General features: G+C 35.9%; 16 protein-coding genes. 4 read left to right on the top strand and 12 right to left on the bottom strand.

Annotated features, from left to right (window positions below; all coding sequences use genetic code 11):
* The first annotated feature begins 66 nt into the window (after positions 1-66).
* Positions 67-894 carry an endonuclease/exonuclease/phosphatase family protein gene (locus ACM6F9_RS21905; protein ID WP_414847621.1) on the top strand — a complete coding sequence of 276 codons (828 nt, stop codon included), beginning with the start codon at positions 67-69 and terminating at the stop codon, positions 892-894.
* 5 nt (positions 895-899) lie between these two features.
* Here the strand turns inward: ACM6F9_RS21905 and ACM6F9_RS21900 are convergent, their stop codons facing one another.
* Positions 900-1,586: a response regulator transcription factor gene (locus tag ACM6F9_RS21900; RefSeq protein WP_414847620.1), complete on the bottom strand. Its 687-nt coding sequence runs from the start codon at positions 1,584-1,586 to the stop codon at positions 900-902.
* Positions 1,576-2,898 (bottom strand): sensor histidine kinase, encoded by a 1,323-nt coding sequence (locus tag ACM6F9_RS21895; RefSeq protein ID WP_414847619.1) that lies wholly within the window; start codon positions 2,896-2,898, stop codon positions 1,576-1,578. The genes ACM6F9_RS21900 and ACM6F9_RS21895 overlap by 11 nt, the downstream gene beginning before the upstream one ends.
* Positions 2,899-3,017: 119 nt before the next feature.
* Here ACM6F9_RS21895 and ACM6F9_RS21890 point away from each other — a divergent pair, with 119 nt between their 5' ends.
* The 3 genes from ACM6F9_RS21890 (at position 3,018) to ACM6F9_RS21880 (ending at position 8,369) form a co-directional block, all read left to right on the top strand.
* A complete protein-coding gene (locus ACM6F9_RS21890) occupies positions 3,018-3,851 on the top strand; it encodes a GLPGLI family protein (RefSeq protein WP_414847618.1) in 834 nt (277 codons plus the stop codon).
* A 176-nt stretch (positions 3,852-4,027) separates the two neighbouring features.
* Positions 4,028-6,397, top strand: a complete 2,370-nt coding sequence (locus ACM6F9_RS21885) for an outer membrane beta-barrel protein (RefSeq protein WP_414847617.1) — start codon at positions 4,028-4,030, stop codon at positions 6,395-6,397.
* 106 nt (positions 6,398-6,503) lie between these two features.
* Complete coding sequence (locus ACM6F9_RS21880) at positions 6,504-8,369, top strand: M1 family metallopeptidase (protein ID WP_414847616.1); 1,866 nt, start codon at positions 6,504-6,506, stop codon at positions 8,367-8,369.
* Between the two features lie 37 nt (positions 8,370-8,406).
* Here the strand turns inward: ACM6F9_RS21880 and ACM6F9_RS21875 are convergent, their stop codons facing one another.
* The 10 genes from ACM6F9_RS21875 to clpB all read right to left on the bottom strand — a co-directional run bounded on the left by ACM6F9_RS21875 (position 8,407) and on the right by clpB (position 19,616).
* Entirely contained in the window at positions 8,407-9,816 is a 1,410-nt protein-coding gene (locus tag ACM6F9_RS21875) for a phosphatase PAP2 family protein (protein WP_414847615.1), read from the bottom strand.
* A gap of 109 nt (positions 9,817-9,925) precedes the next feature.
* Positions 9,926-10,939, bottom strand: a complete 1,014-nt coding sequence (locus ACM6F9_RS21870; RefSeq protein ID WP_414847614.1) for a zinc metalloprotease — start codon at positions 10,937-10,939, stop codon at positions 9,926-9,928.
* A 369-nt stretch (positions 10,940-11,308) separates the two neighbouring features.
* Positions 11,309-12,322, bottom strand: a complete 1,014-nt coding sequence (locus ACM6F9_RS21865) for a zinc metalloprotease (protein WP_414847613.1) — start codon at positions 12,320-12,322, stop codon at positions 11,309-11,311.
* Between the two features lie 313 nt (positions 12,323-12,635).
* Positions 12,636-13,649 (bottom strand): zinc metalloprotease, encoded by a 1,014-nt coding sequence (locus ACM6F9_RS21860; RefSeq protein WP_414847612.1) that lies wholly within the window; start codon positions 13,647-13,649, stop codon positions 12,636-12,638.
* Positions 13,650-13,895: 246 nt separating this feature from the next.
* The gene (locus ACM6F9_RS21855; RefSeq protein WP_414847611.1) at positions 13,896-14,537 is read right to left on the bottom strand and encodes a response regulator; all 642 of its coding nucleotides are present in this window, start codon (positions 14,535-14,537) and stop codon (positions 13,896-13,898) included.
* Positions 14,534-15,265: a sensor histidine kinase gene (locus tag ACM6F9_RS21850; RefSeq protein WP_414847610.1), complete on the bottom strand. Its 732-nt coding sequence runs from the start codon at positions 15,263-15,265 to the stop codon at positions 14,534-14,536. The genes ACM6F9_RS21855 and ACM6F9_RS21850 overlap by 4 nt, the downstream gene beginning before the upstream one ends.
* A 32-nt stretch (positions 15,266-15,297) precedes the next feature.
* Positions 15,298-15,942: a hypothetical protein gene (locus ACM6F9_RS21845; protein WP_414847609.1), complete on the bottom strand. Its 645-nt coding sequence runs from the start codon at positions 15,940-15,942 to the stop codon at positions 15,298-15,300.
* A gap of 19 nt (positions 15,943-15,961) precedes the next feature.
* On the bottom strand, positions 15,962-16,519 hold the full coding sequence (locus ACM6F9_RS21840; RefSeq protein WP_414847608.1) for a hypothetical protein: 558 nt from the start codon (positions 16,517-16,519) through the stop codon (positions 15,962-15,964).
* Positions 16,520-16,721: 202 nt separating this feature from the next.
* Positions 16,722-16,874: a hypothetical protein gene (locus ACM6F9_RS21835; RefSeq protein WP_164976812.1), complete on the bottom strand. Its 153-nt coding sequence runs from the start codon at positions 16,872-16,874 to the stop codon at positions 16,722-16,724.
* A 147-nt stretch (positions 16,875-17,021) separates the two neighbouring features.
* Complete coding sequence (gene clpB, locus ACM6F9_RS21830; RefSeq protein WP_414847607.1) at positions 17,022-19,616, bottom strand: ATP-dependent chaperone ClpB; 2,595 nt, start codon at positions 19,614-19,616, stop codon at positions 17,022-17,024.
* Positions 19,617-19,730: the final 114 nt, after the last annotated feature.

Here is a 19,730-nt window from a genome sequence, read left to right as displayed (position 1 = left end):
TCACATCAATAAAGCTTTTCTGTCACAGAGAAGTTTTATTTTTGTCTCTTACTGATAAAATAAGATATGAATTTCAGATTTTCAATAGTGTTTCTGATGCTTTTTGCATTAGGATTTTCACAGGACCTTACCGTAATGAGTTTTAATATCAGACTGAATGTAGAGTCCGATAAAGACAATGCCTGGCCAAAGAGAAAGCCGGATGTTACAGATTTATTGACCTATTATCACCCGGATTATTTTGGAGTACAGGAAGCACTTCCTGAACAGATGAAAGATATTAAAGCAGGATTAAAGAACTATGACTATATTGGGGTAGGAAGAGATGATGGTAAGGAACAAGGTGAATTTTCTGCTATATTTTATGATACAAATAAACTTGAAGTCGTGAAATCTGGAACATTCTGGCTGTCTGAAACTCCTGAAAAGCCTTCAAAAGGCTGGGATGCTGCACTGAACAGAATTTGTACCTATGCTGTATTCAAAGATAAAAAATCGAAGAAAGAATTCCTTGCAATGAATCTTCACTTTGATCATGTAGGAAATGTAGCGAGAGTAAAATCTTCTGAACTGATCCTGAAAAAAATTAAAGAACTGAATCCTAAGAATCTTCCGGTGGCACTAAGTGGAGATTTTAACCTCACAGATGATTCAGAGCCCATTAAAATTCTTTCCCAAAATATGAAAGATACTTTCTATCATTCAGAAACCAAACATTACGGGCCGGTAGGAACTTTTACAGGTTTCAATGTGAATGAAGTTCCGAAAGACAGAATTGATTATATTTTTACAAAAGGCTTTAAGATAAGATCTCACAGACACATCAATGATAGAAGAGAAAATCTTTTGTATCCGTCAGATCATTTTCCGGTGATCGTGAATCTTTCTCTATAAAAAGATCAGTTGGTTGGAAAATCGACTTCAAATCCAATTCCTCTCAGGGATTGGATTTTTATTTTGGGATCACTATTGAAATACTTACGAAGCCTGCTGATAAACACATCAAGACTTCTTCCTGTAAAATAATCATTGGTTTCCCAAAGATTATCCAGAATATTATCCCTTGTGATGATAGATCGGTTGTGCTTCAGAAGATACAGCAAAAGTTCCTGTTCCCGTATGGTTAATCGGTTATTTCCATTGGGATGGGACAACAGAAGTTTAGTGGTGTCAAGTGAAAACTCTCCGATTTTTATTTGGCTTTCCGTAACGGCAGGAAGTGTTCTCTTCAGAATATTTTTAATTCGTAAAACAAGTTCTTCAGGATCGCAGGGTTTGGAAATATAATCGTCTGCCCCTATTTTCAGTCCGGTGAGACGGTCAATTTTTTGATTTTTGGCTGTTAAAAATAACAATGGGAAATCCTTTTTTTCCTTAATGATCATTTTCGCCAGTGAAAAACCATCAATATTAGGCATCATCACATCCAGAATTCCTATCTGAAAAGGAAAATCAACCTGAACCAATGGTATAATATCTTCCGGATTCTGAAACCAACTGACTTCAAAATCTTCCAATTCAAGATACTGCTTAAGAATCATTCCGAAATCCGGATCATCTTCTGCCAGAAGGATTTTAGTTTTCATAAGGAATTGATATTTTAAAAGTACTGCCTGTATTGAGCTGACTGGAAACCTCTATTTTTCCGCTATAATTTGTAATGATTTTCTTCACGAAATAAAGTCCCAGTCCAAGACCTTTGCTGTTGTGAATATTATTATTCTGTATTCTGTAGAATTTTTCAAAAATGGTATTCAGTTCTTTGGCTTCCATGCCCTGACCGTTGTCAGAAACTTTGATTTCCAATTGTTGAGAACTGTTGTGAAGATGTATTGTAACAACAGATGCTCCATATTTCACGCTGTTTTCACATAGATTTTTAATGACCGTTTCCATCAGATTTTTATCAAAAGGAAGCTTTTGTGAAACTGTATTTTCAAGGTTAAAATCAATGCCTGGATAAGTAATCGAAAGATCATGAATGAAAAAGTTCCAGTCTTCAGGTTGTACGGCGATCATTTTATCCGGCATTTCATCCTTATGAAGCTGAAACATCAGACTTTCAAGACGTGAAATCTGCCTGTCAATGAGAGGAAGTGTTTCCGGATTAAATTCTTTTTTTAATGCTTTTGAAGCTATTTTTAAAGTAGCGATCGGGGTTTTAAACTCATGCGAAATGTTATCCACAATAGTGTGGAGAACTTCTACCTGCTTCTGCTGCTGGATCAGATTTCTAATGGTGAAAATATAAAGCAGAAGAACTCCCGAGAGAAGAATTACACAGCAAATAATCAATAAAGTAAGCTCTTTGAAAACAATGCTTTTTATATTTTTGATCTCAAAATCGGTCTGGGTTTTAACAAGAAAAGTATTCTTTTTTTCAACGTGGCCTTTATCCGTATCATCTCTTTTGGTAGTTGAAGTTTCCCAGCTTCCATTACTGGCAATGCGCGGATTTTTAATAACATCCGGTGTTTCAAAAATGACAATAGGTTCAGTGATTACTTTTGTGCTGTCCGGAAGATGAACAATAGAAAGATATCGTATTCTTGCCGAAATTTCATAACCGTCTTTCTGGTAACGGCTGTCAATATAATGTATCAGTCTTTCTCTGGCAGATTTCCTGTTTTCTATGAAATAGTGAAGAAAATCCTTTTTGCTGATCTCCTTATTATGATATTGTATAATGATTTCCTGAAGAGAATCATCATTCCTTTCCTTGGCTTCCTGGATGTCTTCAAGATTATCAGTATAGTTGGTAAGCCCGTCATTCACGGATCTGTAGATGTCCCTTTCTTTTACCTGATAGGTTTTATACATAAAATATACCTGGATTCCCAGTAAAAGTAGGAACAAGGCGGCAAAAACCGAAATCAGAATTTTACTCTTGGTGATCATCGAAACAAAGATAAAGCTTTACCATTTTACTGAAATAATATTTTTATCATTAACCTTTTATTAACCTGATGATTAGTGTGATTTTTGGTATTTTTATAAAATAAAAAACTATTTAACTCATGAAAAAGAGATTCATTCTTCTTATTCTGTTACTTGGGATAATCATCAATGCCCAAACGCATCGTTTTATATATGAACTTCAATACAGAATTGAACCTAACGGGACAGAGTATGATAAAGAAGATATGGTGCTGGACATCAATCCGGAGGAAGTAAAGTTTTATGAATTTGAATTTTTAGCAAACGATTCTCTGAATATTCTTCATGGAGGAATGTCTTCTCAGCATACAAGCCAATCCGGACAAACCATTCTGCGAAAAAGAAATTCTAATAAAAATAAAAACTTTGTTCAGATCATGATGATGCCTTATTATTATGTTTTCGAAACGGAGGATAATATTCAGTGGAAAATAGAGCGTGATACAAAAAAGATCAATAATTATAACTTACAAAAAGCGACTGCCATATTTGGAGGAAGAAACTGGATAGCCTGGTTTACTCCGGATATTAATATTCCTGAAGGGCCTTATAAATTTAGAGGGTTGCCAGGGTTGGTTCTGTACGTAGAAGATGATAAGAAAGATTTTATTTATTCTTTCTCCCGAAATAGTAATCTCCCCAAAACATACGACACAAAAGGCTTTCTCGAAAAACATTATTCATTGGTGCCTATTGCTATAGACTTTAAAAAGTGGGTGAAACTGAATCTTGAGTTTTATAATGATCCTTATGCCAGAATGAGAACCGAATTTCAGCCGGACTGGAATGTACGCATTAATGGACAGCAAATCAAAAGTAAAGAAGAGTTTGCAGGTTTAACTAAACAAACGCAGATCAACATCAAAAAATATTATAACCCGATAGAACTGGATAAAGTAATTCCTTATCCATAAGAATATACGTTATTGATTTTACCCCTGAATTTCCAAATTCAGGGGTAATTATTTTAAAGGAAAAGACATTAACCTATCATTAACCCATCATTAACTGAATTTTTCTCTTTCAATATAGAATTTTGTACCCATAGAACAGAATAGTGATTTTGTTTAAAAGGATAAAAAAAATAGTCATGTATAAAATTCTTTTTCTTCTGTGTTTCCCAGTCTTGATTTTTGCCCAGCAGCATAAAACTGAAGGTACAGTTATGAACAACGAAAATGAAAAGCTTTCATCAGTGAAAGTGGAAGTGTATAATGCTCAAAATGAATTAATCAAAGAATTAAAAACAGATGATAGCGGAAAATTTATTTTGGAGGATATTGCAGAGCAGGAGGTAAAGCTGGTTATTAAAAATCAGGGATATTCTTTATTTGAAAAAAAACTGAATTTGAATAAACCAGAACCATTAAATATCATTCTTAAAAAAGAGTCTCAGGAAATAGAAGGAGTTGTGATGACGAAACGCAAACCTTTGGTGAAAAGAAAAGTTGACCGCTTGGAATTTAATGTGGAAAACAGCAATATTTCATCACTCAATGCCTGGGAGATCCTAAAGAATACACCAAATGTTACTGTAAATAATAGTGTGTTGAGCGTAAAGGGAAGTACCGGAATTCTGGTGACTATTAATGATAAAAAAGTAATGCTGACAGGGGATGAGCTTAAAAATCTTCTTGAAAATACACAGGGAGATGAGGTGAAATCAGTAGAAGTGATTACCAATCCGCCTGCAAAATATGAAGCCTCAGGAAGCGCAGTACTAAATATTGTTCTGAAAAAGAATAAAATTGAAGGCTACCGAGGAATTCTATCATCCAAATATGTGCAGACACAATATGCAAAAGGTGTTTTTGGTCTTTCTCAATATTATAAAAAAAATAAACTTTCCGTTATGGGAAGCTATTATAGAGGGCTGGGGACGTACTACCGGGAAGGAACAGATTATGTAAATTATCCGGAAAGCCAAACCCGATGGGTAAGTACAATGAATAGGAAGGATAAGAACAATAACCAAAATACCCTGAATTTTAATGTGGAATATGAGTTGGACAGCTTGACCAACTTAAGCCTCAACTATTCAGGGTTTTTCTCCCCAAAATCCTTCGGAATCTATAATGTTCCTACACTCATCTATAATCAGCAGGATATTGCAGAGTCTAATTATACCACAATCAATGATCACCGTTCGCGTTCCATCAACAACTCTGTGAGTTTTCAGATTGACCGGAAATTCAATAAGAAAAGCAGTCTTTCCTGGGTTAATTATTTTACCGGAAATAATGCTGATAAATACCAAAATGTGATCACCTATCTTAATTTTGCAGGGCAGCCTCCAAAAGAAGATAATTTTCTTACTCAGAATAATGCGGATGTCCAGTTATATTCCACTCAGTTTGATTATCAGTGGAAAGGGGATAAACTGGAACTGGAATCCGGAGCGAAGTATAGTTTTGTAAAGACAAACAGTAAACTGGATTTCTCAGACAATGAGAATGGAATACTACAATACCGACCGGAAAAGAGCAGTATTTTTGATTATAAAGAACACAATTTCGCCCTGTATTCTTCATTAGCATATAATATAGGAAAATGGAGCTTCAAAGGAGGACTCCGTGCAGAAATGACAGATCTTGAAGGAATCGTTTCAGAACCTTATGAATTGAATAAAAGTAATTACTGGAAATTTTTCCCCACTTTTTATGCACAATATACTACAGAAAATAAGCAGGAATTTGGATTCTCTTATGGAAAAAGAATCAGCAGACCTTCCTATTCATGGCTGAATCCGGCAAAATCTTACTATAACCTCTTTTCCTATTATCAGGGAGATCCGAAATTAAAAGCAACCATTACCCACAATCTCAATCTTACCTATTCCTGGAAAGACTGGAATCTGGATTTGTATTACAGAAAAGAAATGTATCCTTCCATGGAAATCTCTTATCAGGAACCGAGTACCAATAGCCTGATTTATTATTTTACCAATATCGAGAAAGGAGAAGCTTTCGGATTAAACTTGTATAAAAACTTTCAGGTCAAGCCATGGTGGAATGTGATCTTATCTGAAAATCTTGAACACAATGAAAATTACTTCAAAGGAACAGACGGAATGCTGTATAAAAATAAAGTCTGGAACTGGGCTTCCAATATTTCCACAAGTTTTACCCTTGATAAAAACAACGATTGGAAAATGGAAATGGGACACCGTTACTATTCTCCGGGAATACAGGGAACGTTTAGGATTTCCTCTCTCTGGTCAGCCTATTTTGTAATGAACAGAAAGTTCTTTAATAAAAAGCTGGATGCCAGTCTCATTTTTACCGATATTTTCAGAACTACAGGTCAGAAAGTGAGTACGAAATATGCAAATCAGGATAATTATTTTCTTGATTATACGGATGCCCAGGGTTTTACTTTTTCGTTGAAATTCAATTTTGGAAATCAATCTGTGAAAAATGCAAAAACGATCAAAAAAACTGCGGAACAGGATAGACTGTAGAATAATATGATAGAAAACCCATTACAATAAAATATTATTACAAAAGAAATGATCTACTGATGTCACATTTTCGCTATTTTTGATACCTATCTTTAAAAAGATCGCTATGAAGAAAATTTTTTCCGGAATGCTGGTGGTTGTTTCCTTGCTGCAATTATCTGCACAGGAACTGTATATGCCGAGGAATATCAAAAAAGCTTATGAAAGAGGAACGCGTGATATCTCTGGAGCACCAGGTAAAAACTACTGGCAGAACAAAGGAGTATATAATGTAGATGTGAAAGTGGATGCCACTACAAAAACGGTTTCCGGAAAAGAAACAATTGTCTATACCAATAATAGTCCGGATAATCTGGATGAACTGGCTATACGGTTTGTAAATAACCTTCATAAACCGCAATCGCCAAGATCAGGTTTTGTATCTAAAGATTTTCTGTCATCAGGATTGAAGATTAAATCTTTCATTGTAAACGGTGATAGATATGATATCAACTGTGATGACTGGAGTACTGTGGAAAAAGTAAAATTAAAAACAGCTTTAAAATCCAAATCAAAAGCTGAGATTAAAATAGAGTGGGAGTACCCATTATCTGTACAGAGTGGAAGAGAAGGGCAAATTGATCCGGAAACATTCTATGTAGCATATTCTTTTCCGAGAATTTCTGTGTATGATGATTACAACGGATGGGATATGCTTCAGCACTCAGACAGACAGGAATTCTACAATGACTTCAATGATTATAGTTTTGCCATCTCTGCACCTAAAAATTATGTAGTCTGGGCTACCGGAGATTTCCTGAACCCGGAAGCTGTCCTTCAGCCTGAATATTTGAAAAGATATAAAGCTTCATTAAAAAGCGATAAAGTAATGCACATTGCTACAGAACAGGAAATGAAGTCCGGAAAAGTTACACAGCAGAACAAGTGGAATGTTTGGAAATTTAAAGCCTCCCACATCACAGATTTCTGCTTTGCCATGAGCAATCACTATGTTTGGGATGCGGCAAGTGTTCAGTTAAAAACAAAAAGAGCCAGCGTTCAGTCTGGATATAAAAACGGAGCGAAAGATTTTGAACACTATGTAGACTGGATGCATTATAACCTGGATTGGTTCTCAAAAAACTGGCCGGGCGTAGAATATCCTTATAATGTAATGACAGCTATTCAGGGATATGCAGATATGGAATACCCAATGATGATCAATGACACCAGTATTCCTGATGATCTTCAGGATGCAAGATTGACTGCAGATCACGAAATTGCCCATACCTATTTCCCTTTTTATATGGGAATCAATGAGACGAGATATGCATTTATGGATGAAGGCTGGGCAACCACGCTGGAATATCTTATAGGAATTGATGAAAACGGAGAAGCTGCAGCTAAGGAATTTTATAAAAACTTCCGCGTTAAAAAATGGATCACTGATGCCTCTACAGAACAGGATCAGCCAGTGATTACAATGAGTACACAGGTGAGCGGTGCCGGATATGGAAACAATTCTTATGTGAAAGCATCTTTGTCTTATCTGGCTCTGAAAGATTATTTAGGAGACGAACTGTTCAAAAAAGCATTACATCATTATATGGACAACTGGAATGGGAAGCATCCGGTTCCATGGGATTATTTCAATTCTATGAATACAGGCTCAGGCAAAAATCTGAACTGGTTCTTCCAGAATTGGTTTTATACTAATAATTATATTGATTTAAAAGTAACAGGAGCATCTCAAATGAATGATATGCTTACTGTAAACGTTGCTAATGTAGGTGGATTTGCGATTCCGTTTGACGCTATATTAGCTTATGAAGACGGAACTACAGAGAAACTGCATTTCTCACCTTCAGTTTGGGAAAAAGATCAGAAACTGACGGACCTTGTTATTCCTATTAAGAAGAAAGTGAAAGCGGTACAGCTAGATGGAGACCTGTTTATGGATTATACTCCGGATGATAACCGTAAAACCTTATAAAAGTAAAAGCCTTCAGATTCTGAAGGCTTTTGTATTTTTAAAAATAGGCAGTTAATCTTAATCCTAATGTAATATAACTGATTTTTTCCTTAGCAATCATATTGTTAAGTTCCTGATCCAGCTCATCACCATCCTTAATCTCGTCACTGAAGTAATAGCGGATGGTAGAATTGATTTGATTGTAATCTGTATAGAAAGTAAGACCTAATCCCGGATTGAATTTATAAGTCATAGAAGCTCCGGTATTCCAGCGGAAAGCTGGTTTCGGTTTGTATCTGGCTATTTGAAGCTCGTGGTTAGGAGCGTCTATATCGCTTCCTTTTACGAAAACTTTTCCGCTGGCAGTTGCCGCATAACCTCCTGTTACTTTTAGCATAAGCTGCCATTTATCAGAAAAGTCATGGGAAAAATAGGGTCCGATACCTGCAGAAAGAAATCCCAGGGATTGTGTTTTGAGTTCATGATCCCCAAAATTCTGGTCGTCATCAAAGGTTATTCTTTGAGATTTAATAGGAAAGCTGCTGAAGGACACATCTGCACCTACACCCCATTTTTTCGAAAAGAAATAGGCGCCTTCCAATCCACCTTCAAAACCGATTTGCTTTTTGTCATCCAGCTCAGATTCCTTCAGAAAGTTGGTGGTACCTAATGCGGTCCCCATTTTTAGAGCAAGAAAAGAGGGATAATCATTTCCTTGTATTCTGGATAAGAGACTTAAGTTATCTCCTTTGTTTTTATAAATTTTATCAATAAAGAAATATCCGAGTTCTGTAGAAATAATCCCAATCCCAGCTCCAGCAAGTATGTCCGGAACCCAGTGTCTGTTATTTAAATTCCGTCCAAGTCCGGTAAGGGTAGCAGATCCATATCCTGCAATACTGTAGGTTGGGTTTACCATTCCATATTCCTTGTGTAGAAAGCTGGCATTGGTGAAAGCCATGGCAGCATGCCCTGATGGGAAAGAATTGTTCTTGGAGCCATCCGGACGCTCCACTTTGGCTGTATACTTTATAGAATTGACTAAAATTGCCATGATGGCTAAACTGGTACCGTAAGATAAAGTAGCTCTTCCCAGATTGTTTCTACCTTTTACACCTGCCAGCTTTAATCCATAAACAGCGGCTGCAGGAGCATACTGAAGATAATCATCATATTTCATTTTGAAATTGGGCAGATACCGGTTTCTTACCTCACGAATATTCTCTTTTTCTCCCCACGTTGCGGCGGCGGCTGTAAAAAGAATAGCAGGAGCTATAGATTTTTTTACCCATGGTTTTTTGAAAAAAGGAGTCTTCTCCTGAATGCTATAACCGGAATTGATGATCGCGAGATCATCTTTAAGATTTCTGGTTGAGATCGTATCCTGTGTTTTAATCTGGATCGTATCCTGTGCTTTAATACAGTATAAGTGCAATAGTATTCCTGATGCTAGTGCTATTTTTTTCATCGTAGTAGTGGTGCGAAATTAAATCATGTAAAAGTATAAAAAAAATCTATCCCAAATATTGAGATAGACTATTTTAAGATTTTTATAATATTCTGAATGAAGTTGTTAATTATCTTAATCCTGCTCTTGGTCCTGCTGCAGCTACTACTGCCTGCATTCTTGTTTTTTGGTTGGCAGAGAACATAACCATAGATTTGTCATCCACATAATCCATATAATTCATGAACATCTGAGAACGGCTTACACCTCCGCAAACTCTGTTTAGAGGATAGGTAGGATTTCCGTAGTTAGGGCCAGGAGAGGTAGGAGTATCATTAGAGTAATCTGTCTGGCATCCTGCATCAGATGATCCCCAAAGGTGAGGTAAATTTAGGTAGTGTCCTACTTCGTGAGTGACTGTTCTTCCTAAATTGAATGGTGCAGAAGCCCCGGTTTTTCCGATATACTGATATCCGATTACAAGACCATCATACCATTGTCCTGCATTTTCAGGATAATAGGCATAACCAAGAGTTCCTGCCTGGTTATTTTCATCAAGGATCGAATTCACCACCCAGATATTCATATTTTTATTTACATCAGTCGCGTCAATACCTCCTGTGCTTGCTTTTTTCATTTGCTCAAGATCAGATCTCCAGCCTGTTTTTGAATTTTGCTTACGGTTGGTAGCTACCAGTTTGAAACGTATTTTTACGTCACCTGCAGCTACAGGTTGAAATGCTGAAGGAATTTTATTGATGTCAGAATTCGTGGCACCATAATCGGCATTCAGTACTGCGATCTGTTCTGCAATTCTTGCGTCAGAAACATTTTGAGCAGAAGTGTTATAGATTACGTTAAAAACAACTGGGATTTCAACAGTTCCGTCTGCCAGAACTTTTCCAAGTTTAAGATTCTCAGCAAAGTTTTGAGTACGTGCTTCAATCTCTTCTGCTTTTAATCGTAGTGCAGGATTTTTTTGTAACATTTGAGCTCTCAATACTTCAGAAGGACAGCTTCTTTTAAGAGCACTTCCTGTAGTAGGTGCCTGATCGGGAGGTGTTTCGTTTTGATTGGTTAAGTTGTCGGTGTTGCATGCCGACATAAGGCCCAGAATTAGGGCTCCAAATAGGAATTTTTTCATATCGTTATAATATAATTTGGTTGAGGTTGTGAAATTATATTATTAAAAATTAATATGCAACTAATTTGAAAAATATTTACGAAATTAATATATTTTCATTGGTTTGCGTGTGTTTAATTTAAGTTTAATTAATTTGTTTTGAATTTTAATCAATTTTAGATGTTTGGTTTTTTATTTCACGGGTGAGTGTGTTTTTAATGTAAATTATTTTGTATTTATAATAATTTGTAGTATATTTTTATGTTAAAATTGAATTGTGGTTTTTTAAAATATTTTCTTTAGGTCAATTGTAATCTCCACTAATAAAAATCTATCCCAAAAATTGAGATAGACTATTTATTATTTTATTATTCTGAATGAAGTTGGGAATTATCTTAATCCAGCTCTTGGTCCGCCTGCAGCTACTACAGCCTGCATTCTTGTTTTTTGGTTCGCAGAGAACATAAACATAGATTTGTCATGAACATAATCCATATAATTCATAAACATCTGGGAGCGGCTTATACCGTCACAAATCCTGTTGAGAGGATAGATGGGATTTCCTCCGTTAGAGCCGGGAGATACTGGAGTGTCATCACAGTAATCTGTCTGGCAGCCAGCATCAGTTGATCCCCAAAGGTGTAGAAGATTTAGATAATGTCCTACTTCGTGTGTTGCAGTTCTTCCCAGGTTAAATGGCGCAGAAGCTCCAGTTTTTCCAAAACAATGGGCGGCAATTACTACACCATCTTTCCATGTGCCTGCATCCTCTGGGAAGGTAGCATATCCAAGAATCTTTCCTCTAGGATTTGGCATACTTCCCACTACCCAGATGTTGAGATACTTTGTAGGGTCGGTAGCATTAATTCCTCCTGTAGAGTCTTTTTTCATGGTGTCCTTGTCTTGGTCTGCTTTATCCCATGATATTTTTGTGGTTGTTTTTCTTATGGTATTAACCAATTTGAATTTTATTTTTACGTCACAGGCTTTTACACCCTTAAATTCAGCAGGTATTTGTGAAATATCACTGTTGGTTCCTCCAAAGTCAGCATTTAAAACAGCAATTTGTTCTGCAATTCTGGCATCAGATACATTCTCGTCTGCAGTTTTATAAACTACATTTACAACTACTGGAATTTCAACAACTCCGTCTGCAAGGACCTTCCCTAAAGCAAGATTGTTGGAAAATCTTTTTGCATTAGCTTCAATTTCTTCTACTTTCTGCCTCAGTGCAGGATTTTTTTGTAAAGCCTCTTGTCTCATTTCCTCTGATGGACAAATTCTTTTGGAGGTTAGTGAAGAAGTTTCTGATTCAGTCTGTGCCTCATTTTGGTTAGAAATGTTCTCATTGTTACATGCAGTCAATAGCCAGAGCATAAGAGCTCCGAATAATAGTTCTTTCATATCGTTATAATATAATTTGGTTGTGGATGTGAAATTATAATTATTTGAAGCCAACGTGCATTCGATTTGTGAAATTGGTATATTTTTCCGTGATAATGTATTTTATTTTAATGTTAATTGTAATATGTTGATTTTTAATAAACTTCCAAAAAATATTTTTCTTCCGCAATTAATCTTATTGTTAATGTGAATTATTTATTGTTTTAGTTTTTTGTAGGATATTTTTACGTTAAAATTAAATTGTAGTTTCCATTAATTAAAAAGCCTATCTCAAATTTTGAGATAGGCTTTAAATATTTTAAAAGATTTAATTTTAATAAACTCTTAATCCGGATCTTGCACCAGTAGATGATGTTACAGACTGCATTTTTGTTTTTTGTCCTGTTGTAAACATATATAGAGAACTGTCATTAGAATAATCCATATAATTCATAAACATTACAGATCTTTTTACACCATAGCAGGTATTATAAAGAGGGTAGGTTGGGTTTCCACTGTTAGATGTTGTTTGGGTAGGGGTATCTGCAATTAAGTCATCACCACAATTGGTATCACCCCATATGTGTCTAAGCCCCAGATAATGTCCTACCTCATGAGTGGCAGTTCTTCCGAGATTGAATGCTGAAGAATCTCCTGTTTTCCCCATATAAGGAGCTGCAATTACGACACCATCTTTCCAGGTACCGGCATCTTCCGGGAAAGTGGCATATCCAAGAATGTCACCTAATGGATCCGGCATATATCCAACGATCCAGATGTTTAAATAGTTTGTAGGATTAGTAGCATCAATACCTCCTGTAGAGGCTTTTTTCATGGTGTTATTTGTACGGTCTGCTTTAGTCCATGATGTTTTAGTAGTCGTTTTTCTGAAGGTATTTACCAGTTTGAATCTTACTTTTACATCACCAGCTTTTACCCCCTGAAATTCTGCGGGAATTTTTGAGGCATCATTGTTTGTTCCGCCGTAGTCGGCGTTTAAAATCGCAATCTGGTCTGCAATTTTTGCATCAGATACATTCTGCGCAGCTGTTTTATAAACTACATTTACAACCACCGGAATTTCAACGGTTCCATCTGCAAGAACTTTTCCTAAAGCAAGATTGTTGGCGAATTTTTTTGCATTAGCTTCAATTTCTTCTACCTTTTGTCTGAGTGCAGGATCTTTTTGTAACGCCTCTTGTCTCATTTCCTCGGATGGACAAATTCTTTTGGAGGCTAGTGAAGAAGTTTCTGGTTCAGCCTGTGTTTCATTTTGGTTTTGAATGTTGTCATTGTTACAAGCTGTCATTAACCCGAGCATAAGAGCTCCGAATAATAGTTTTTTCATATTGTCATAATTTGGTTGAGGATGTGAAATTATATTATTTGAAATTAATATGCAAATAATTCCGTAAATTAATTACGGAATTATCATGGATTTTAAATTTTAGTTGATTTTAATTCAATATCCTTCGATTTGTTTTGAATTTTAATCAATTTTTAAAAATATAATGATGTGTTTTGTTGCTGTGTTGTTTTTTTACGAAAGTATTTCGTTTTAATTTATTTTTTAATGAATTTTTTAAATATAAAATTAGTTTGCGAAACCATTTTTGATTGCAAAGACTGCCAGCCCTACACGGGTCTTTAAATCCAGTTTGTCACAAAGCTGATCACGATAGCTTTCTACTGTTCTTGGGCTGCAGCACATTCTGTCCGCAATTTCTTTATAACTTAGCTCTGTGACTGTATATTTCAGGAATTCTTTCTCCCTGTCAGAAATTCTTACGGCGATTTCTGTCTCAGTTTCCTTGTTAAGATTAGAGAAGATAATTTTTGAAGCCCAGTCCGGGTAAAAGAAGCCGTCACTGTTTAATCGGGTAAGTGCTGTTTCCAGATCTCTTGGATGAGTGTTTTTTAAGAGATAACCTTTTGCTCCGCTTTTGATCATCTTAATCACACTGTTGTCATCGCCCTGCATACTGAGAGCCATCACTTTAATATCGGGATGATTTTTTGTAAGCCAGACTGCCGTTTCAAAGCCATCCATAATGGGCATACTGATATCTAAAAGAATAATATCCGGAACAGGGTTACCTTCTTCAAGTTTTTGGATAAAATCTTTCCCGTTTTCGGCTACATAGATGACTTCAAATTCGTTAAAATTACCAATGATTCCTTCCAGTGCTTTCGCAATAAGTATATGGTCGTCAACAATTACAATAGATTTTTTCATGACTGTTTTTTTAAGATAATATTGAGTTGGGTCCCTGTATTTTCATGGCTTTCCATGTGAAAACTGGCTCCTATGATTTCAGCTCTGTTTTTCATGTTGGTGAGACCTATCCCGTTGGATTTGATCTGTGAGGCATCAAATCCGATCCCATCATCACGAATATCAAGCTCCCAAAGGATGTCCTCAGAAGTATTCAGGCTGATGAAAATATTTTTGCAGCGGGAATGTTTTATACTGTTCTGAATGAACTCCTGTGTGATTCTGAGCAGCATATTTTTATGAACAAATCCTAAATCCAGCTGTTTAAAACTATGTTCAAAATTGACATTGCACTTTTTAAAGGAATTGGTATTGTCTACCTCCTCCTGGATCAGCGTTACAATTTCCTTTTGATTGATATTGTCATCCGTTAATGTTTTAGACAGACTTCTGAGGTCCTGCAGAGACTGATTGATGATCTGGGAAACCTGATCAATTCTTTCGCTGGCTTCGGAAACTTTGTTTTCATAAAGCATTTGCTGTACATACAAACTAACGAGGGTAAGTTTTTGACCTATGTTATCGTGCAGCTCCCTCCCGATCTGCTGCATGGTAGCTTGCTGAATTTCAAGTTGGGTAGATAGAAGCTCTCTTTGATGAAGCTCATTTTTTCTTTCAATTTCATTCAAATGTTCCTTTTTGCGTTGTTTGTAACTTCTGATATAGATTAATACCGCCGTTACAAACATTACAAAAAGTATATTAAATAGAATAATAACTATTAAGAGCTCTGTTTTCCCCATATGAATGAACTTGCAAATAAAATATACATCACTACACCTGACATTAGAAAATAACTAAAATAAATATTCCAGATTTCCATATAATTTAACAAGATAGAATAAAATGCCATGAAAGGTAGTGTTCCTATATAAGAAAGTGTTATTCCCAAATTAATATAAAACATTCTGTTTTTATTAAAGTGAAGAATATCTTGAGAATTAATTTGCTTGTAATATTCCATAACTACCAAAAGCATTAAGATAAGACATCCAAAAGTATAGTTAAAGGCAAATACAATTTTATTCCCAGAGAAATACAATTCATTGGGAATAAATGAAAGAAGATATAAGAGGGATAGTCCGTAAAAAAGCTTTGGCTTTCCTAAGGATTTAACAGCATATAACCAGTAAAAAAATATAAACTGGGCAGGCATTAAGAAATAATTATAAAAATAAGCTTTAGAAAAATAGGCAAATTTTCCCCATCTGCCATATGATTCACTGATAAAGATGAAAATTAAGAAAAACACAAAAAATTTCCAATACTCTTTTCTTATACGCTTGTAATATAAAATGCCAACAAAAGCGGCAAGTCCCTCTGCCCATAGCATACTTTTGCTTGCAAATTCTTGGAAATCTGTCATGTATTTATAAAATTAATTGTTAATATATTTCTCCTGTTGGAGCTTTAGGAGGCGTGAGCTGTCCATTGTTTTCTCCAAGGCCAGTGTCATCACCATAAGGTCCTCCATCGCCATTAACATTACCAGACGGAGTAAAATTTCGTGCGTTTAATGCTAAATTTGAATTTTCTCCATTGGCTTGGAATGGATTAAAATCAAAATTAATAAGTTCTCCTGTTTCATTGGTCTTTTTCACAGTTGGTATCATTACTAAAGTATGTCTTCCGGCATATTCTACTGGAACAGGATGAGAGTCCATCACAGACCAGTTTTCCTGCTTCGGGTAAGTGGCATAATAAAATCTGATTCCCAGATCCTCTGCAGAGGTATCAGGATTTACTTTTGCAGCTTCTTCTTCAATTTTTGCAATAAAGTTTTTTAGTTTTGGAAGATCAAACCAGATGGAATGAGCATCATCTATTCCTAAAGCTGTATTAATAGCGTTTAGGTGGTTTTGACGATAATTGTCAATCAATGCCTGGATAAGGCTGTTTGACATTATTCCAGGTTGTAATGGATTGTTTGATTCTGTATTCATAGCTTAGTGGTTTACGGTAAAACTCAATTAATATGCAAATCTCGGAAAAAATATGCTAGAAAATGTATACGTAAATAGGGAATTACACTGTTATTTTTACCGTGTTTTTACGGATTGTATGTAAAGTATATTAATTTAGATACTGTTCAAAGGAGAATTCACCCTACAAAAAACGGAGAAAGTACATTTCTCCGCTTGTTCTTTAAATACATGGATATTTTTTCCAATCTCTGCAGACAAGTCCAGATGTACAGCACAGACCTTGAGGACAGCTCCAGTCCTCACCACATGCAATTGGAAACGGTTCAATTCCTCCATCAATTTTTTTTAATTCATTTCTTTTTAACTTTTTCATGTTGTTTTTGTTTAAGTTATTAGAATAGTAAATATAAATATATTTCACTTAAAAAGGATAAATTAAATAAATGATTAAAAAAATAAGTGCTGCAGATTGTTCTACAGCACTTATTCACAAAAATAATGTATATGAAAAAAAACTATTTTATTGTTCGGTAGGTCTGAAAACTAAACCTGTTTCTACGAAATAATCCAGAGTGATTCTGTCTCCATCGTTTACATTTCCTGCAAGAATTTCTTTGGAAAGTTTGTTTAATACCTCCTGTTGGATCACTCTTTTCAATGGTCTTGCCCCGAAGGCAGGATCATATCCTTTATTCATCAGATAATCTACTGCATCCTGAGTGAAAGTCATAATAATGTTTCTTTTAGATAACATTTCATTGAATCCTCTCAACTGATACTGTACGATTTTTCCGATTTCTTTTTTTCTTAAAGGCTGGAATAGTACAATCTCGTCAATTCTGTTCAGGAATTCCGGACGCAGAGTCTGTTTCAAAAGATCAAAAACTTCATCTTTAGTTTTGTCTACAATTTCATCCTGATTTTCTTCAGTAAGGTTTTCAAAATTCTCCTGAATTAGGTGTGAACCTAAATTCGAGGTCATAATGATGATTGAATTCTTGAAATTCACCACTCTTCCTTTATTATCTGTCAGACGTCCATCATCCAGAACCTGAAGTAATGTATTGAAGACATCTGGATGCGCTTTTTCAATTTCGTCTAAAAGCACAACAGAATAAGGTCTTCTTCTAACCGCTTCAGTCAATTGTCCGCCTTCATCATATCCTACATATCCCGGAGGCGCTCCTACCAATCTTGAAACACTGTGACGTTCCTGATATTCACTCATATCAATTCTCGTCATATTGTTTTCATCATCAAATAAGAATTCTGCTAATGCTTTTGCCAGCTCTGTTTTACCCACTCCGGTTGTTCCCAGGAATAAGAAAGATCCGATAGGCTTTTTGTCATCGCTCAATCCGGCTCTGTTTCTTCTGATGGCATCGGCAACCGCCTGAATCGCTTCATCCTGTCCTACCACTCTGTGGTGCAGTTCAGATTCAAGATTCAGTAATTTTTCTCTTTCGGACTGTAATAATTTGGTTACAGGAATGCCTGTCCATTTACCGATCACTTCAGAAATATTTTCTGCGGTAACCTCTTCTTTGATCAGCTCATTCTGATGATTCTGCATTTCCAGTTCCATTTTGCTGAGCTCTTCTTCTTTTTCACGAAGTTTTCCATATTGGATCTCCGCTACTTTTGCATAATCTCCGGCTCTGGAAGCTCTTTCTGCTTCGTGTTTCAGAGATTCAATATCTTTTTTGATCTGGGTAAGATCTTCACTTTTCTGTTTTTCTTTCAGCCATTTGGCATTGATCTCATTTCTTTGTTCAGAAATTTTAGCAATATCTTCTTTCAGATGATCAATTTTTGTCTGATTACCTTCTCTTGAGATGGCTGCCAGCTCAATTTCCAGCTGCATAAGTCTTCTGTCCAGAACATCCAGCTCTTCCGGTTTGGAATTGATTTCCATTCTCAGTTTTGCAGAAGCTTCATCTATAAGGTCAATCGCTTTGTCCGGTAAAAAACGGTCTGAAATATATCTTTGAGACATTTCTACTGCAGCAATAATCGCCTCATCTTTGATTCTTACCTTATGGTGAGCCTCATATTTATCTTTAATTCCACGAAGAATAGAGATTGCAGATTCAGTATCCGGTTCTTCCACCATTACTTTCTGGAAACGTCTTTCCAACGCTTTGTCTTTTTCAAAATACTTTTGATATTCGTTCAGTGTAGTGGCTCCAATCGCTCTTAATTCTCCTCTTGCCAAAGCAGGTTTCAGGATATTCGCTGCATCCATTGCTCCTTCACCACCTCCGGCTCCAACCAACGTGTGGATTTCATCAATGAAAAGAATAATCTGTCCGTCAGATTTGATCACTTCATTTACGACGGATTTTAAACGTTCTTCAAATTCACCTTTATATTTGGCTCCGGCGATCAAAGCTCCCATATCCAATGAAAATAACGTTTTATCCATCAGGTTTTCAGGAACGTCACCACTGATGATTCTGTGAGCAATTCCTTCAGCAATGGCTGTTTTACCTACACCCGGCTCCCCGATAAGGATAGGGTTGTTTTTGGTTCTTCTGGAAAGGATCTGTAAAACCCTTCTGATTTCTTCATCACGCCCGATGACAGGATCCAGTTTCCCTTCTGCTGCTAACTCGTTAAAGTTTTTAGCATATTTATTTAAGGACTGATAAGTTTCTTCCGAACTTGCAGAAGTAGCTTTGCTTCCTTTTCTTAATTCTTTGATAGCGCCTTCCAGTAGATTTTTGGTCACGCCCATATCTTTCAGCATTTTGGAAACTTCTGAACTGGTTTCCAAAAGAGATAACCATAAATGCTCAATCGTTACATATTCATCACCCATTTTCTTGGCAATATTGGGTGCATCCAGCAATACTTTGTTAGCTGATTGTGAAAGATAAATGTTTCCTCCCTGTACTTTGGGAAGTTTCTCTAAATTTTCACGGTTGCGCTCTCTTACCAAATTGGCATCTGCTTCAGATTTTTTTAGTAGGAAAGGCGATATATTTTCATCCACCTGAAAGATACCTTCAAGGAGATGTTGAGGTTCAATACTTTGGTTGCCCAGTTCCATAGCAACCTGTTGTGCTGCCTGGATGGCTTCCTGTGATTTTACAGTATATTGGTTTAAGTTCATATTTTATATATTTTTGGTAATGATTCGTTGAAAGTTTAGTTTTAAAAAACATCAAGAAACCAAATTCTGAGGCTCAGTTTCTTAATGCCATCAATTATTTAATCATTTATTCGA

This window comes from Chryseobacterium sp. IT-36CA2 (assembly GCF_949767875.1).
Classification (GTDB): domain Bacteria; phylum Bacteroidota; class Bacteroidia; order Flavobacteriales; family Weeksellaceae; genus Chryseobacterium.
This window is presented reverse-complemented; position numbering and strand designations above follow the sequence as displayed.

What these genes read in the sequence shown, in the direction of transcription:
- ACM6F9_RS21905 (WP_414847621.1), top strand. Translation starts at nt 67, where the DNA reads ATGAATTTCAGATTTTCAATAGTGTTTCTGATGCTTTTTGCATTAGGA.
- ACM6F9_RS21900 (WP_414847620.1), bottom strand. Translation starts at nt 1,586, where the DNA reads ATGAAAACTAAAATCCTTCTGGCAGAAGATGATCCGGATTTCGGAATG.
- ACM6F9_RS21895 (WP_414847619.1), bottom strand. Translation starts at nt 2,898, where the DNA reads ATGATCACCAAGAGTAAAATTCTGATTTCGGTTTTTGCCGCCTTGTTC.
- ACM6F9_RS21890 (WP_414847618.1), top strand. Translation starts at nt 3,018, where the DNA reads ATGAAAAAGAGATTCATTCTTCTTATTCTGTTACTTGGGATAATCATC.
- ACM6F9_RS21885 (WP_414847617.1), top strand. Translation starts at nt 4,028, where the DNA reads ATGTATAAAATTCTTTTTCTTCTGTGTTTCCCAGTCTTGATTTTTGCC.
- ACM6F9_RS21880 (WP_414847616.1), top strand. Translation starts at nt 6,504, where the DNA reads ATGAAGAAAATTTTTTCCGGAATGCTGGTGGTTGTTTCCTTGCTGCAA.
- ACM6F9_RS21875 (WP_414847615.1), bottom strand. Translation starts at nt 9,816, where the DNA reads ATGAAAAAAATAGCACTAGCATCAGGAATACTATTGCACTTATACTGT.
- ACM6F9_RS21870 (WP_414847614.1), bottom strand. Translation starts at nt 10,939, where the DNA reads ATGAAAAAATTCCTATTTGGAGCCCTAATTCTGGGCCTTATGTCGGCA.
- ACM6F9_RS21865 (WP_414847613.1), bottom strand. Translation starts at nt 12,322, where the DNA reads ATGAAAGAACTATTATTCGGAGCTCTTATGCTCTGGCTATTGACTGCA.
- ACM6F9_RS21860 (WP_414847612.1), bottom strand. Translation starts at nt 13,649, where the DNA reads ATGAAAAAACTATTATTCGGAGCTCTTATGCTCGGGTTAATGACAGCT.
- ACM6F9_RS21855 (WP_414847611.1), bottom strand. Translation starts at nt 14,537, where the DNA reads ATGAAAAAATCTATTGTAATTGTTGACGACCATATACTTATTGCGAAA.
- ACM6F9_RS21850 (WP_414847610.1), bottom strand. Translation starts at nt 15,265, where the DNA reads ATGTTTGTAACGGCGGTATTAATCTATATCAGAAGTTACAAACAACGC.
- ACM6F9_RS21845 (WP_414847609.1), bottom strand. Translation starts at nt 15,942, where the DNA reads ATGACAGATTTCCAAGAATTTGCAAGCAAAAGTATGCTATGGGCAGAG.
- ACM6F9_RS21840 (WP_414847608.1), bottom strand. Translation starts at nt 16,519, where the DNA reads ATGAATACAGAATCAAACAATCCATTACAACCTGGAATAATGTCAAAC.
- ACM6F9_RS21835 (WP_164976812.1), bottom strand. Translation starts at nt 16,874, where the DNA reads ATGAAAAAGTTAAAAAGAAATGAATTAAAAAAAATTGATGGAGGAATT.
- clpB (WP_414847607.1), bottom strand. Translation starts at nt 19,616, where the DNA reads ATGAACTTAAACCAATATACTGTAAAATCACAGGAAGCCATCCAGGCA.